The sequence below is a fragment of the Riemerella columbina DSM 16469 genome (genome assembly GCF_000374405.1).
GTDB lineage: Bacteria > Bacteroidota > Bacteroidia > Flavobacteriales > Weeksellaceae > Riemerella > Riemerella columbina.
On the sequence record NZ_KB894218.1, the window covers coordinates 20,211 to 36,167 of the forward strand.

Annotated in this window: 15 protein-coding genes and 1 pseudogene; 10 read left to right on the top strand and 6 right to left on the bottom strand. The window is 37.1% G+C overall.

The features are described 5' to 3' along the window. Window positions 1-52: 52 nt before the first annotated feature. Window positions 53-2,557 carry an ATP-dependent Clp protease ATP-binding subunit gene (locus tag C237_RS0101480; RefSeq protein ID WP_018674712.1) on the bottom strand — a complete coding sequence of 835 codons (2,505 nt, stop codon included), beginning with the start codon at window positions 2,555-2,557 and terminating at the stop codon, window positions 53-55. Between the two features lie 137 nt (window positions 2,558-2,694). On the opposite strand from C237_RS0101480, the gene C237_RS0101485 reads away from it, so the two are divergent. The 6 genes and pseudogenes from C237_RS0101485 (at window position 2,695) to C237_RS13560 (ending at window position 7,053) form a co-directional block, all read left to right on the top strand. After that, a complete protein-coding gene (locus C237_RS0101485; protein ID WP_018674713.1) occupies window positions 2,695-2,907 on the top strand; it encodes a YgjV family protein in 213 nt (70 codons plus the stop codon). Further along, window positions 2,904-4,007, top strand: a complete 1,104-nt coding sequence (locus C237_RS0101490; RefSeq protein ID WP_018674714.1) for a glycosyltransferase — start codon at window positions 2,904-2,906, stop codon at window positions 4,005-4,007. Before C237_RS0101485 ends, C237_RS0101490 begins: the two co-directional genes overlap by 4 nt. Before the next feature lie 44 nt (window positions 4,008-4,051). Beyond that, window positions 4,052-5,701 carry a DNA repair protein RecN gene (gene recN / locus C237_RS0101495; RefSeq protein ID WP_018674715.1) on the top strand — a complete coding sequence of 550 codons (1,650 nt, stop codon included), beginning with the start codon at window positions 4,052-4,054 and terminating at the stop codon, window positions 5,699-5,701. Window positions 5,702-5,714: 13 nt separating this feature from the next. Further along, window positions 5,715-5,897, top strand: a complete 183-nt coding sequence (locus tag C237_RS14130) for a MarC family protein (protein WP_083917615.1) — start codon at window positions 5,715-5,717, stop codon at window positions 5,895-5,897. 16 nt (window positions 5,898-5,913) lie between these two features. Next, window positions 5,914-6,099 carry a MarC family protein gene (locus C237_RS0101505; RefSeq protein ID WP_018674717.1) on the top strand — a complete coding sequence of 62 codons (186 nt, stop codon included), beginning with the start codon at window positions 5,914-5,916 and terminating at the stop codon, window positions 6,097-6,099. A 23-nt stretch (window positions 6,100-6,122) separates the two neighbouring features. After that, window positions 6,123-7,053, top strand: a pseudogene (locus C237_RS13560) (Dyp-type peroxidase). Between the two features lie 21 nt (window positions 7,054-7,074). Here C237_RS13560 and thiL read toward each other — a convergent pair. The 5 genes from thiL to smpB all read right to left on the bottom strand — a co-directional run bounded on the left by thiL (window position 7,075) and on the right by smpB (window position 11,558). Then, a complete protein-coding gene (gene thiL / locus C237_RS0101515) occupies window positions 7,075-8,139 on the bottom strand; it encodes a thiamine-phosphate kinase (protein ID WP_018674720.1) in 1,065 nt (354 codons plus the stop codon). Window positions 8,140-8,144: 5 nt separating this feature from the next. Continuing rightward, window positions 8,145-8,639 (bottom strand): acyl-CoA thioesterase, encoded by a 495-nt coding sequence (locus tag C237_RS0101520; RefSeq protein WP_018674721.1) that lies wholly within the window; start codon window positions 8,637-8,639, stop codon window positions 8,145-8,147. 111 nt (window positions 8,640-8,750) lie between these two features. Continuing rightward, complete coding sequence (locus C237_RS0101525; protein ID WP_018674722.1) at window positions 8,751-9,491, bottom strand: YebC/PmpR family DNA-binding transcriptional regulator; 741 nt, start codon at window positions 9,489-9,491, stop codon at window positions 8,751-8,753. A gap of 94 nt (window positions 9,492-9,585) precedes the next feature. Continuing rightward, window positions 9,586-11,022: an OmpA family protein gene (locus tag C237_RS0101530; RefSeq protein ID WP_018674723.1), complete on the bottom strand. Its 1,437-nt coding sequence runs from the start codon at window positions 11,020-11,022 to the stop codon at window positions 9,586-9,588. A 77-nt stretch (window positions 11,023-11,099) separates the two neighbouring features. Then, the gene (gene smpB, locus C237_RS0101535; protein ID WP_018674724.1) at window positions 11,100-11,558 is read right to left on the bottom strand and encodes an SsrA-binding protein SmpB; all 459 of its coding nucleotides are present in this window, start codon (window positions 11,556-11,558) and stop codon (window positions 11,100-11,102) included. 113 nt (window positions 11,559-11,671) lie between these two features. Between smpB and C237_RS0101540 the strand changes: the two genes are divergently transcribed. From C237_RS0101540 to C237_RS0101555, 4 genes are all read left to right on the top strand, one after another. Then, window positions 11,672-13,294 carry an ABC-F family ATP-binding cassette domain-containing protein gene (locus C237_RS0101540; protein ID WP_018674725.1) on the top strand — a complete coding sequence of 541 codons (1,623 nt, stop codon included), beginning with the start codon at window positions 11,672-11,674 and terminating at the stop codon, window positions 13,292-13,294. Window positions 13,295-13,436: 142 nt separating this feature from the next. Further along, window positions 13,437-14,888: a carboxypeptidase-like regulatory domain-containing protein gene (locus C237_RS0101545; RefSeq protein ID WP_026315425.1), complete on the top strand. Its 1,452-nt coding sequence runs from the start codon at window positions 13,437-13,439 to the stop codon at window positions 14,886-14,888. A gap of 53 nt (window positions 14,889-14,941) precedes the next feature. Next, on the top strand, window positions 14,942-15,175 hold the full coding sequence (locus C237_RS0101550; protein ID WP_026315426.1) for a hypothetical protein: 234 nt from the start codon (window positions 14,942-14,944) through the stop codon (window positions 15,173-15,175). Between the two features lie 104 nt (window positions 15,176-15,279). Further along, the gene (locus C237_RS0101555) at window positions 15,280-15,939 is read left to right on the top strand and encodes a hypothetical protein (protein WP_018674726.1); all 660 of its coding nucleotides are present in this window, start codon (window positions 15,280-15,282) and stop codon (window positions 15,937-15,939) included. Window positions 15,940-15,957 lie beyond the last annotated feature (18 nt).

Below are 15,957 nucleotides of genomic sequence, written 5' to 3' on the forward strand. Positions count from 1 at the left end.
TGATAAATTAAAAAAATGAAGCCTACGCTAAGGCAGGCTTCAAGGTGATACATTATACTGTTTCGGTTTGTCTTTCTAGAGCGTCCTTAGTTTCATTTGGTTGAAGAACAATGCTTTCGCCTTCGTTGAGTTGTTTGGTTACCAATAACTCGGCTAAAAGGTCTTCAATATATTTCTGAACGGCTCTTTTTAATGGACGCGCCCCGAAATCTTTATCCCAACCTTTCTCTGCGATAAAGTCTTTGGCTTCATCGGTTAAGCTAACAGTATAGCCTAACTTAGACAATCGGCGATATAATTTGTTCAATTCTAAATCGATGATTTTCTTAATATCTTCTTTCTCTAACGCATTAAAGATAATGATGTCATCAATTCTATTCAAAAACTCTGGAGCAAAGGCTTTTTTCAAAGCTTGCTCTATGGTATGTCTAGCATTGGCATCGGTACTAGATTTTCTAGCCGTAGTTCCAAAGCCTACGCCATCGCCAAAGTCTTTCAATTGTCTAGTTCCAATATTGGAAGTCAGGATGATAATGGTATTTCTAAAATCAATTTTTCTGCCTAAACTATCCGTTACAAAACCTTCGTCCAATATCTGGAGCAACAGGTTGAACACATCGGGATGGGCTTTTTCAATCTCATCTAAAAGCACTACGGAATAAGGTTTTTTACGCACCGCTTCGGTGAGTTGTCCACCTTCTTCGTAACCCACATAGCCTGGAGGCGCACCAACCAATCTAGAAACAGCAAATTTTTCCATATACTCACTCATATCAATACGAATCAAGGCTTCGTCTGAGTTGAAGAGTTCTTTTGCCATTACTTTTGCCAATTCGGTTTTACCCACCCCAGTTGTTCCTAAAAAGATGAATGTTCCGATAGGGCGATTCGGGTCTTTTAGTCCCGCTCTATTTCTTTGGATGGCTTTTACCACTTTTTTCACGGCTTCTTCCTGACCAATTACTTTACCGTTGAGGTTTTTATCCATTTCTGCCAGTTTATCCCATTCGTTTTTACCCACTTTGGTTACAGGGACACCGCTCATCATAGAAACCACTTCGGCTACATTTTCCTCCGTTACGGTTTCCTTCATTTCTTTTACATTCTTATCCCACTCCTCTTGGGCGAGGTTGAGTTCTATCATAAGGCGTTCTTCCTCATCTTTCAATCTTCTCGCTTCTAAGAAATCTTGTGCTTTTACTGCCTTTTGCTTTTGGTCTTTTACTTGTTCTATCTTACCTTCAAAATCGATGATTTCAGTAGGGACTTTCATATTTTTAATGTAAACTCTAGAACCTGCTTCGTCAAGGGCATCAATGGCTTTATCTGGTAGAAATCTATCGGTAATATATCTTGCCGTTAGGTTGACACACGCTGCCAAAGCATCATCGGTATAAATGACATTGTGGTGTTCCTCGTACTTATCTTTTATTTGGTTAAGGATTTGTAAAGTCTCTTCAATAGAAGTAGGCTCTACCATTACCTTCTGGAAGCGTCGTTCCAAAGCACCGTCTTTTTCAATATGTTGGCGATATTCATCTAATGTAGTAGCACCGATGCATTGGATTTCCCCTCTAGCTAAAGCAGGCTTAAACATATTAGAGGCATCTAAACTGCCCGTAGAGCCCCCAGCACCAACGATGGTATGGATTTCATCAATAAATAAAATCACATCTCTGTTTTTTTCGAGTTCCGTCATGATGGCTTTCATACGCTCTTCAAATTGTCCCCTGTATTTGGTGCCAGCCACCAAACTTGCCAAATCCAAAGTAATCACGCGCTTGTTGTACAACACTCGAGATACTTTCTTCTGATAAATTCTAAGGGCTAAACCTTCTGCAATAGCAGATTTACCCACACCTGGCTCACCAATTAGTAGCGGGTTATTTTTCTTTCTTCTGGATAGAATTTGGGATACGCGTTCTATTTCTTTTTCTCTACCAATCACGGGGTCTAGTTTGCCTTCTTTAGCCAATAGCGTTAAATCTCTACCAAAACTATCTAGGGTAGGGGTTTTGCTTTTACCGCTACTGATGGTGCTAGAGGCGCGTCTGGATTGGCTATAACTATCGCCGTCGTCCTCGCTGTAAGAACTGCTCATTTTAGGGATCATACCATTAGCTTCTAGCATAAGGCGGTATTGTTTTGCTACCGCTTCGTAGTCTATGTCGTAGCCTTCCAGTATTTGGGTGGTAGGGTCTTCGGACTTGTATAAAATACCCAATAATAAATGTACGGTATTGATGTGTTGCGATTTATAGCTTCGGCTTTCTAAATCGGCTCTTTTTAAGGCGTAGTCTGCCATTTTAGTAAAAGGAATCACTTCCGTATATTTAGGTATCATATTGCTCCCTAAAGCATTTAAGGTTTCGATTTTTCTTCTGATTTGAGTTAAATCCGCTTGTAAATTTTGCAAAATCTCCCTTGCAGAATTATCTGATTTTATAATTCCTAAAAGTAAATGTTCTGTATTTAAAAATTCACTTTCTAGTCGTCTGGCTTCTTTAGCACTTATTTTAAGGACTCTATCTAAGCCCTCTGAAAATTTCTGATTCATTACTTTGTTTCTCTCAATTTTAATGGATTACAAATAAAAATAATTGTACCCATTGTCCAAAGTTACAAATTCTTTACCAAACTAAAAAAAGGACTTTATGGCATATTTTTTTATACCTTTGCAATAAAATTAATATGATGAATCCAGAATATATTGGCTATGCGGCATCGGCTTTTGTTGCCATCAGTTTTCTTTTAAAAGAAATCAATAAAATTAGATTTGTTAATCTTATAGGATGTTTATTATTCGTGGTTTATGGAAGTTTGATTGATAGTATTCCCGTGATTATTACCAATGTTTTGATTTCTATTTTTCAGATTTACTACCTTTTTCTTGCTAAGAAACAATGAAAATTATAGTCTCTGCTTTTAGCAACCTCTATACAGACCAAAGAATAGAAAAGGTATGCAGAACTTTGCAAGAAAACGGCTACACTTTAGAGTTGATAGGTAATAATTGGAAAAATGATGCCTTAGTTGAAAGACCTTATCCAGTAAAAAAAATAGCACTGTCTTCTAAGCAGTTGCGAAAGGCGTATGTAGAGTTTAATTATAAACTTTATAAAGAATTATTATCCAAAGCGGATGCTCAGACCATACTTCATGCCAACGATTTAGATGCCTTATTGCCGAACTATTTGGTGAGTAAAAAATTAGGCATTCCCTTAATCTATGATAGCCATGAGATTTTTACAGAAATGCCTGCGATAAAAGGGCGATGGACACAAAAAGTTTGGCAGGGGTTGGAACGCTACTTGATGCCTAGAGTGAAGTATATGATGACGGAAAGTGAGAGCTATGCAAAATGGTTTGATAAACAATATCATATAAAACCTTTGGTCATCAGGAATATCCCAAGAAAAATTCCTAAAGACGATATTTCTATTCCTAATAATCAACCTAAAGTGGTGTTGTATCAAGGGGCTATTAATCAATCAAGAGGTTTGGATAAAGCCATTAAGGCCATGCACTACCTAGAAAATGTAGTCTTTAAAATTGCAGGTGATGGACCGAAACGACAAGAATATGAAAACTTAGCAACCACCGAAGGTTTGAATGATAAAGTGCTATTCTTAGGAAATCAAGCACCAGATAACCTTAGAGCATTAACCAAAACGGCAGATGTGGGGTTGAGTGTGGAGGAAAACGGTGGGGTGAGTTACTTATATTCATTACCCAACAAAGTGGGGGATTATATTCAATCTCGGGTTCCTTTGGTGATGATTAATTTTCCAGAAATGAAACGCGTGTACGAACAGCATAAAGTGGGGGAGTTGATTACTTCGCATGAGCCAAAAATCATTGCTGAAGCGGTAAAAAAGGTATTGCATAATGGGCGAGCATATTACCAAAACGCTTTAGAGCAAGCCGCATCTGACCTTTGCTGGGAAAACGATGAAACTAAAATATTGAACTTATACCAGAAAGTAATAAAAGAAAACTTTTATTGAACCAACTGCACCATGTTACTTTTTAAAACCTTAAATTTGCATTAATGTTATCAAAAATATTCATACAAAATTTTGCACTGATAGACCATTTGGATATTTCTTTGCACGAGGGGTTACAAGTGATTACTGGTGAAACGGGAGCGGGGAAATCTATTATCCTTGGGGCGCTAAGGTTGGTTATGGGTGAGCGAGCTGATTTAAAATCCATTGCCAATACCGACCAGAAAAGCATCGTAGAGGTAGAGTTTAAAATCAATGATTGTTATAAATCGTTTTTTGAGGAAAACGATTTAGACTTTGACTACAATACCACTATCCGTAGAGAAATCCTGCCTAGTGGCAAATCTAGGGCATTCATCAACGATGTTCCTGTAACTTTGGATATATTAAAATCCCTTACCAAAAAATTAATCGATATCCATTCTCAGTTTGAAACCTCTAACTTATTTTCAGAAGCGTATCAGTTCGGGATTATTGATGGGATTGCGGGGAATCAATCGGTATTACTAGATTATCAGCAGCAACTTTCGGATTATAAAAATTTAAAGCAACAACTTAGCGAACTTAAATCACGCTTAGCGGAAGGCATTAAAGAAAAAGATTATAAAGATTTTCTTCTATCAGAACTAGAAGATGCCCAATTGGAAAACTTAGATTTTGAAGAGCTTAAGACTCAACTTTCGATGCAAGAAAATGCAGAGCAAATTTCTGAAGTGCTTGCCGAAGTGAATACCCGACTGCACAGCGAAACCATTGGAGTGATAGAGGGCTTACAATTTGTAAAAACTCAATGCTATAAATTAACCGATGTTTCTGAGACTTTTCAGAATATTAGTGAGCGTTTAGATTCGGTATATGAGGAACTCAATGATATTGGTTTTGAAATAGGTAATGCTGCGGAAAGTGTGGAAGTAAACCCTCAACTTCTTGAAGTGTTAACCAGTAAAGTTAATCAAATCAATACCTTATTGGTAAAGCACCAAGCCACAGAAGTGGAGGAACTTTTGGAAATAAAACATCAACTTTCTGAAGAACAATCTAATTTTGAAGGGCTAGAGGTTGAGATTTCAAAATTAGAAAAAACGATAATTGACCGTGAAAAATCTTTACAAACATTAGCCCAACAACTTTCTGAAAACAGAAAAAAAGCGATACCAAAGTTTGTAGCGCAGATGACGCAACTTTTAAAACAATTAGGCTTAGAAAAAGCGACCATTGACCTCAAACTATCTTCAGCAGACACTTTTAATCCTTTTGGTAAAGAGCATATCGCTATATTATTTCAAGCCAACTCAGGATTTGCTATGCAACCGATTCAGCAGGCGATTTCTGGAGGAGAGCGTTCCCGCGTGATGCTGGCAATAAAGAAAATCATGGCAGAAAACACCGATTTACCTACTCTAATCCTAGACGAAATAGATACGGGCGTTTCTGGACGAATTGCAGAAGAAATAGGGCGTGTGATGAAAACCATGGCGAAAGATATGCAACTGATTGTCATTACCCATCTTGCCCAAGTGGCCGCAAAAGGAGACTACAACTACAAAGTGGTAAAGCAAGATGTTGATGGTAAAACGGAGTCTACCATTATTCTATTGTCCCAAGAGGATAAACTTAATGAAATTGCCCAATTGCTTTCGGGGAGTAAAATTACCAATGCTGCACTAGAGCAAGCCAAAGAATTGATGCAATAATAATTAATCAAATATGAGTGATCTAATTACCTTTTCACTTAGTGTATTTACTGGATTGATAGCGATGATGAATCCCATTGCTAATATTCCTGCATTTTTGGGTTTAGTAGGGGACTACCCCTATGATAAACAAAAGGCTATTGCCAAGAGAGCATGCATTGTTGCGTTTCTTATTTTGATAGGATTTTGTTTCTAACACCACTTTTACCCATATGGCTATAGTTTTGGTCGTAAGTTTAGCGGTCGTTATGATTAATTTTTTGTCTTTGCGCTCAGGTAACTATACTGTGGCTAAACTAGGGCATAATGTCATCAGTGTATTAGATAAAATTATGGGACTTATCTTGGCGATCATGGGAACAGGAATGGTTATCGCAGGATTAAAAATGGTTTTCTAGAAAAATAATTAAAACTAAAATAAATGAAAAATTACGCACAAAGTGTAGTCGATAATCCCAATAATAACACCATTTTTATGGTGTGGAATTTTAAAGAAAATATTGAATTTCAGGATGCTTTTAAAGCCTTATGTAACTTTGGTTATCAATCTTAATCATTCTAATGCCGTACGATTTCCAGATGATAAAGCCACTTGTGTCTTAGGTATAGGCAATGAGGCTTGGGATCGTTTGAGCCTACCGACTCCAAAACCTAAAGAACTAAAAACCTTTGAAGCGATTGAGGGAGAAAAACATACGGCAGTGTCCACCCGTGGCGATTTACATTTAAGAGCGCATAATCCGAGTCTTTGTTTTGACATGGCATTAGAGATTACTAAAGTTCTAAAATCTGTGGCAGATTGTGTGGTAGATGTACAAGGATTTCGCTATTGGGATGGGCGTACCATTTTGTGATTTGTTGATGGGACTGAAAACCCGCAAGGGGAAGAGCGTAACCATTTCGGGGTTGTAGGAAACAAAGAACCACAATATCAAGGAGGAAGTTATCTTTTCGTTCAAAAATATATCCATAATATGATGGCGTGGAGCGAATTGAGTATTGAAGCGCAAGAGAAAGTCATCGTGAGAAGTAAGCAAGACGATATCGAAATGCCAGACGATAAAAAGCTGTCTAACTCACATATTGCGCTAACCAATATCGAAGATGAAAATGGTGAAGAACTAAAAGTTATCCGTCAAAATATGCCTTATGGTAACCCTGCTAATGGGGAGGCTGGTACTTATTTTATTGCTTATGCAAGTACTTTTTCAACTATTGAGAAAATGCTTAAGCATATGTTTATAGGTAATCCAGAGGGTAATTATGATAGGATTTTAGATTTTAGTACTACCCAAACAGGTACACTATTCTTTGCTCCAAGTCTCGAAATGTTAGAAGATTTTGCGGGATAATGAAATAGAAAAAGTGTCTGATTATTCAGACACTTTTTTGTTAAGAAAGGCATCCCAACCTTGTGCTGTTAAAGGAGCCAACTGTTCGCTTCCTCTTAAGACTAAATGGTTGCCTTGGTCTAATGCTGTGGCATGACCTATAATGGTAAAATCTGGATGGTTACGAATGTTTTCGTAATCTTCAGGCTTGATGGTAAATAATAACTCGTAATCCTCACCTCCGTTGAGTGCTGCCATGGCTGGATTGAGGTTAAGTTCATCCGCCGTGGTGATTGTGAGGGTATCCATAGGGATTTTTTCTTCATATAGCCTAAAACCAACCTGACTTTGGTCGGACAAGTGCAATACTTCAGACGCCAAACCATCAGAAATATCAATCATCGAAGTAGGTTTTATACCCAATTCGGCTAAAATAGTTTTGATGTCTGTTCTCGCTTCAGGTTTTAGCTGTCTTTCCAAGATATAATCATAGCCTTGCATTTCAGGCTGCATATTAGGATTGGCAAGATAGATGGCGTGTTCTCGCTCTAAAATTTGAAGCCCCATATAGGCTCCACCTAAATCGCCCGTAGTGACTAATAAATCATTTGGTTTAGCACCCTTTCTTGTCACCACATCCTCTGCTTCGGCTAGACCTATGGCGGTAATATTAATCACCAACCCCGACTGAGATGCCGTAGTATCGCCTCCCACTAAATCTACACCATAGCGTTCGCATGCCATTTGCATTCCTGCATAAATTTCTTCAAAGGCTTCCACAGGAAATCGGTTAGATGCAGATATTGAAACTAAAACTTGCGTAGGCATGGCATTCATTGCGGCAATATCGCTTAGGTTGACAACAATTGCTTTGTAGCCCAAATGTTTTAAAGGAACATAGCCTAAATTAAAATGAACTCCTTCTGCTAGTGCATCTGTGGATACAACTACTGTTTTGTGTTCTGGATTAATGATGGCTGCATCGTCGCCTATGCCTAGTTCTGACGATGGATTTTTTAATTGAAAGTGCTCGGTAATATGTTTAATTAAGCCAAACTCACCTAACTGACTGACCGGGGTGAGGTTCATATTTTTATCTTCTAACATAGATTTTATTTTAAAACAGAAGGGTCAATATTTGTAGGACGGAATGGTAGATTTTTAATATCTTCCTTAGTTAGTACCCTAGTATTTTCATTTTTATAAGGTTCTAAACTCACTAAAATATCATTCGGTGGGGTTGTAGTTTTTCTTAGCATAATATCAATCCAAACCCCGATTACTTCGGCTGTAGCACAGTGAGTGCCGTCTGGAAGGTAAAATTTATGAGTAAAGGCATAAATCCCCGCATCTTCTGAAACTCCAGAAACCTCTAGAGATACATATACCGTTTGGTCGGCATAGATTTCTTTAAAAAAAGAATATTTTTCGTGGAGTAATACTGGACCTACACCCCAACGGTTAAGTTGGGCTAGTCCTATTTTATGTTGGTTCATAAATGCCATTCTGGTTTGGGCGCAATACTGAACATAAGAGGCGTTTGCAAGATGTCTATTTGCGTCGATATCGCTCCATCTTACTTCAAATTTATGATAAAATACAGACATAGTGTTTCTTTATTTTTCCAAAGTTACGGATTTTTTATATCTCTTTAAAATAAAAACTACCTCTAAAGCGCAAGAGGTAGTTCATTCAAATTTCAAAATAAAAAGATTCGTTTATAATGTTTGCATCATTTCATCAGTAATTTCCATATTGTGAAATACATTTTGTACATCGTCATCTTCCTCAAACTTTTGAAGCATTTTCATATTCGCTTGGAATTGCTCTTCTGAAACCGATTTATTAATGTTAGGAATTCTTTGTAATTCTGCATTTTTAGCTTCTATATTAAGTTCGTCTAACTTATGAGAAAGTGAACCAAAGTCTTCAAATGCAGTAGTGATGATGACTTCTTCTTCTTCTGAATCAATATCTTCTGCCCCACCATCTATCATTTCCATTTCAAAATCTTCCCAATCTATATTAATGGATGACTTATCTAAAGTAAATATCCCCTTTCTATCAAAAAGAAAAGAGAGTTCACCATTCTTACCTAAATTACCATCATGTTTGTTAAAGATAGCTCTTACATTGGCAACGGTTCTCGTCGGGTTATTAGTAGTACATTCAATAAAGAAGGCGATACCTCCTTGTCCGTAACCTTCGTAAGTTACCTCTTCATAGTTTTCAGCATCTGCACCGCTGGCTTTTTTTATGGCTCTTTCTACATTATCTTTTGGCATATTAGCTCCTTTGGCATTTTGGATGCATCTACGCAGTGCTGGGTTGGAATCGGGGTCTGGTCCTCCTTCTTTTACAGCAAGAGCAATGTCTTTACCAATTTTTGAAAATGTTTTAGCCATTTTATCCCATCTGGCTAATTTTGAAGCTTTTCTATATTCAAATGCGCGTCCCATAATTTTTAAATTTATCAGTGCAAAAATAAGCAAAAAAATAATAAAAAACGCTCCCAATATTGGGAGCGTTTGATATAATAGAATGATAACTTAATTATCTTCTTCTTTTAGTAGTTTTTCTTTTAACTACTTTCTTCTTAACTACTGGAAGGTCAGATTTATTAAGTGCTTCCCATGCAGAACCACTTACCGCAGATACAACTACTTTTCTGTCTTTCATTCTCTCAGTGTTAGAAGCAGTTGCTGGAACAGTTGCTTCAGCAGAACCTACACCTTTAGATTTTAACTGAGAACTACTTACCCCTCTTGCTTCTAATGCAGCTACTACAGACGCTGCTCTCTCTCTAGAAAGTCTCAAGTTGTAGTTAGCATTACCTTTAGCATCTGTATGACCAGTTACTAAGAAAGTTCCACCATTAGAAGACTTGATGATGTTAGCTGCTTCATCTAATTTGCCATTAGACTCAGGTCTGATAGTTGCTTTGTCGAAATTAAAGAAAATACCTTGTAATGCTCCTGTAGCTTCGGTTGCATAAGCTTCTTGAGGCTTAGGGCATCCATTGTATTCAGCTAAGCCAGGAACATCTGGACAAGCATCGTCTTTGTCAAGAACACCATCATTGTCTCTATCTGGCCAAGGACATCCATTATTTTCAGCAGGACCTGCTACATCAACACAAGCGTCATCTTTATCAAGAACACCATCACCATCAGTATCTGGCCAAGGGCAACCATTGTTATCTACTGGTCCAGCTACATCTGGGCAGTTATCATCTTTATCTGGAACTCCATCGCCATCAGTATCTGGGCATCCTTGGAATTCTGCTAAACCTGGAGTGTCAGGACATAGGTCATCTTTGTCAAGAACGCCATCCTTATCTCTATCTTGGTTACCGAATCTGAAGTTCAAGGTTGCAGAAGCTTGCCAGAAATTAGCTACTGTAGACTTATCAGTCGGAGTAGATACATAATCACCTTGGATACCAAGACCGAAGTTCTTAGTCAACCAAATGTTAGTTCCTAAACCAGTTGCTAAAGCAAAGTGGTTAGCCCCGATATTTTCTTGCTTGTCGTTTACAGCGCTAGAAACACCTGTATAGTCATGTCTTAGATAGTTGGCACCAACTCTTGCATAAGGGTCGAACCAAGCCTCTTCGTTACCAAAGAATAGACCAGCAAATTTCAATTGAAGACCAAGACCAGTCATCAACATAAATTCTTTGTCCATTCCATACTTTTTGTTATCTACATTACCAACAGAAGTCTGCCAGTCGATAACTAAAGCTTTACCTAAGTTTCTTGCTACGGTTAACTTTGATAATGGAGGTGTAATAGTGAAGTTGTTGATATTATACAAACTTTCACCTGAAAATGCTGTTTTCATAACATCTCCTGCATTACCACCTGCAGCTACATGGTTTACCCCATGTGCACCAACTCCGATTAACCACGGATTACTGGTAGTTTGTGCGGAAACAGAAGTAGCAAGTGCTAATGCTAATGCTGAAATTCCTAATTTTAGATTTTTCATAGAATTAAATGATTAAATAATTGATTATGCAAAATAAATATAAATTTTTCGTTCTAGCAAGGTTTTTACGATTTTTTTTAACTTTTTTTTATGATTCGGTCTAGATTTCTTTTATTATCTCTGTCTTTTATACTTTGCCGTTTATCATAAAGCTTTTTACCTTTAGCTAAAGCAATGATGATTTTAGCTTTGCCACGCTCATTAATATATAATTTTAACGGGACAATTGTATTCCCTACATCTTTCATTTTCTTTTCCCATTTTTCCAATTCTCTTTTATGAAGTAAGAGTTTGCGTTCTCTTTTGGTCTTATGGTTATAAAATGTCCCTAGCTTGTACTCATCAATCGACATATTAATAATATAGAGTTCGCCATCAATAAATTGGCAGAAACTCTCAGCAATAGATGCTTTGGAACTTCTTAAAGATTTTATTTCCGTTCCCGTTAGCACAATGCCCGCTTCAATTTTGTCTAAAATCTCATATTCAAACCTTGCTCTTTTATTAAGAATGTTGACTGTTTTTTGAATTTTCATCAGTTGTGAATTACCAAAATCTGTACCAAATCTTTTGTATTGATAAGATATGGAAGACTTTATATTTATAATTTAAAATTTCTTCTTATTTTTGCGCAAATTTACGAAACTATATGTTAACAGTATCAAATCTATCATTACAATTTGGAAAGAGAGTCCTCTTTGATGAGGTCAATATAAAATTTACTAAAGGCAACTGCTATGGTATCATTGGTGCCAATGGTGCTGGAAAGTCTACTTTTCTAAAAATCCTTAGTGGAAAACAAGACCCTACTACTGGGCATGTGTCGTTAGAACCGGGTAAAAGAATGTCGGTTTTAGAGCAAGATCACTTTGCTTATGATGCTTACACCGTTTTAGAAACCGTGCTAAGAGGGAATAAGAAACTTTTTGAAATAAAAGAAGAAATGGACGCCCTCTATGCGAAACCCGATTTCTCTGATGAAGACGGTATTAAGGCGGGGGAACTTGGTGTAATCTATGATGAAATGGGGGGGTGGAATGCCGAAGCCGATGCCCAAACCATGCTATCTAATGTTGGGATAAAAGAAGATATGCACTATCAACTGATGGGGGAATTGGAAAACAAGGACAAAGTAAGAGTGCTTCTCGCCCAAGCTTTGTTTGGTAATCCTGATGTGTTGATTTTGGATGAGCCGACCAACGACTTGGATATTGATACCATTGCTTGGCTTGAGGACTTTTTAGCCGATTATGAAAATACCGTAATTGTAGTATCTCACGACCGACACTTTTTAGACACGGTGTGTACACACATTGGCGACTTAGATTACGCGAAACTGAATCTTTATACGGGTAATTACTCTTATTGGTATCAAGCCTCTCAGTTAGCCACTAAGCAAAGAGCTCAAGCAAATAAAAAAGCTGAGGAAAAGAAAAAAGAACTTCAAGAGTTTATCGCAAGATTTTCATCTAATGTGGCGAAGGCAAAACAAGCGACGGCAAGAAAGAAAATGCTCGATAAATTAAATATCGATGAAATTAAACCTACTTCTAGAAGGTATCCTGCTATTATCTTTGAACAAGAAAGAGAGGCTGGTGATCAGATTCTAGATGTTAAAAATTTAGAAAAAACTAAAGACGGGGAATTGCTATTCTCTAATGTTGATATTAATCTAAAGAAAGGGGATAAAGTAGCTATTATTTCCAAAAACTCATTAGCCATTACTGAGTTTTTCCAAATCATTTCTGGAAATGTAGAGCCAGATAAGGGAAGTTACCAGTGGGGTATTACTACAACACAATCGTATATGCCTTTGGATAACACTAATTTCTTCCAAGAGGATATCAATCTAGTGGATTGGCTAAGACAGTTTACTAAAAATGATGAGGAACGCCACGAAGAATATATGAGAGGGTTTCTTGGGAAAATGCTATTTTCTGGGGACGAGGCTTTAAAATCTTGTACTGTTCTTTCTGGAGGTGAAAAAATGCGTTGTATGTTCAGTAGAATGATGCTTCAGCGGGCTAATATTTTATTATTAGACGAACCTACCAACCACTTGGATTTGGAAAGTATTACCGCCCTTAACAATTCATTAGTTGCGTTTAAAGGAACCATACTTTTAGCCTCTCATGACCACGAAATGCTAGAAACTGTTTGTAACCGCATCATAGAATTAACACCTAAAGGTGCTATTGACAGACAGATGACTTACGATGAATTCCTTCAAGATAAAAAGGTAAAAGAATTAAGAACACAGATGTATTCTTAAATCATCGATAAAACTACTGAACGCCTTGCAATTTGTGAGGCGTTTTTTATTTTCTACCACTGAGCTATCCAATTCTACCGTTCAGCATTATTTTTTTTCTTTGAAGAGAGTGGCGGATTAGTTTTGTCTTAAAATTAATTTTATGAAACAAATTTTTCTATTGCTAATGTTGATGCTGACTCAGTTTATTTTAGCACAAACCAATATTTCAGGTAGTGTATTATTTAAAAATAAAGGGGTTCAATATGCGAGTGTGTCCCTTATCAACTCTTACGATGGCTCCACCACGGATGTTAGTGGTCGGTTTACTTTTGAAACGGAAGAAAAAGGACCACAAGTTATTTTAGTACAGCACCCAGATTATAACGACCAATATGATACGATAGAGATTAGTCATCAACCAATAGAATTAACGATATTGCTTAAGGAAAATTTTAAAGCCATAGATGCGGTAGTTATTTCGGCGGGGAAAATGGAAGCGAGCGATAAAAAGAGAGCCACCGTATTGCTTTCTGCTTTGGATATGTATACTACTGCAGGTTCGGGTGGGCAGGTGTCCCAAGCGTTGACCACCTTAGCTGGAACTCAGTCGGTGGAAAACGCCTCTGGTCTATTTGTAAGGGGTGGTACGGGAAATGAAACACAATTCTATATTGATGGCAATCTCGTTAACCATTATTTTTCCAATACCGTCCCAGGTTTTTCTGGAAGGGATAGAATGAATCCCTCATTATTTAAAGACAATGTCTTTTCTACGGGTGGTTATTCTGCACAATATGGTCAAGCATTGTCCTCGGTGTTGGCTTTGGAAAGTGTAGATTTCCCAAATCAATCTTCGGTAGATTTAGGTATTGCACCATTCTTTATTAGCGGTGGCTTTCAGCAGGTAAATGAGCCTAAAACTAAGTCTTATGGCTTGATGACGACTTATACAGATTTTAGTTTGATGAAAAAGTTAATGTCCCAAACTATTGAATTTAAGGAAGTGCCTAAAAGTTGGGCGTCTAATTTTAATTTTAGATTAAAAACTAAGAATGGCATCGTAAAATACTATGGCAGTTACGACCAAAATAATATGAGCATTATTCAGCCTAATGTAGAGTTTGAAACTTTAAAAAATGAAACGGCTCTTAAAAGTAAAAATACCTTTCACTCTCTGTTTTGGAAAGAGCAATGGGGACGCTATACTTTAAATATGGGAAGCTCTTTTACTTATAATTCGACTTACTTAAATTTCAAAACTTTAAAAAACGGTCAAGAATTTTTTAATAAAGCTTTGGAAACTAAGGACTACTATCTCAATACAAAAACGACTTTAGAAAGAAAAATAGGTTATATTTCTGCTATTCGTGCGGGAATCGAGTGGAACTACGCAAATGAACGCATACAACTTCCTCAACTTAATCTTCAGTATCCTTCGGTGCAATATCGTTTGGCAACATTTGTGGATAGCGATTGGGGAATTTCCAAAACACTAGCACTTAAATTGGGATTGCGTTCGGAATATACCAGCCTTACAGCATCTTGGACTTATGCCCCACGAGCGGCGGTTGGTTATCGGGTAGACCGTATTATGATATTAATGAAAGGATAAACGCGACAATAATTCGCCAACAAGGGATTTTAAAGGATAATGTTTCTTTGGATATGAGTGTTAATTATGTACCGAGTTTAGGAAAGAAGAATGTTAAAGTCAATACTGTTTGGGTGCTCTCTGTAAATAATATTTTGGGACGAAATAATGTCTATGATTATCAATTTCCAAGTAATGGTCAGCGACAGATAGAGCAACGCCCAGCCTTTAAACAATTTTTTATGATAGGCGTATTTCTAAGTTTTGGTGTGGATAAAACTCAAGAAATTATTGATAGGAATTTGTAATACTATACCGTTCGGTCAATAAAAACAACCGTTCGGAGTGTTATTTTTTTTAACGATAAGGATACCGTCTACCTTTGCTGTATTAATTTTAAAACTTTAAAACAATGACAACTAAATTTTTTAAACCATTTTTTACTTTTATGTTTATCTTCGTAGGTTCTGCATTGGCAATGGCACAATCTAAATACGAACAAGTGATGACAGAAACTATTGCAAAACTTCAGCAAGCCAAAACCAGCGATGATTATACGGTATTGGCTAACGATTTCGCTCGTATTGCCAACAAAGAAACCGATGCGTGGCTACCACAATATTATACTGCTTTGGCTTACCTTAGCAAAGGTAGAACAATGATGGGGGACCCCGCTAAACTATCAGAGTTAGATGCGCTGGCTGATACTGCTGATGACTATATCGAAAAAGCTGATGCACTTTCCCCTAATAATGCGGAAATTTATACCTTAAAGAAAATGTCTCATAGCCTTAGAATGATGGTAAACCCTATGGAACGCTACAAAACAGAAATGCCCAAAGCTGAAAAAACTTTAGCTATAGCACAATCGCTCAGTCCTGATAATCCAAGAATCACCTTGCTAAAAGCGGAAGATACTTACTTTACACCAGAACAATTTGGTGGTAGCAAGGAAAAGGGGATGGAGTTATTTAAAAAAGCTTTAGAGCAATTTAAAACCTTTAAACTAAAATCTTCGTTGCACCCAAATTGGGGGAAAGCAGAAGCGGAATATTTTGTAAATAAAAAATAGCAACTGAATAAACTATAA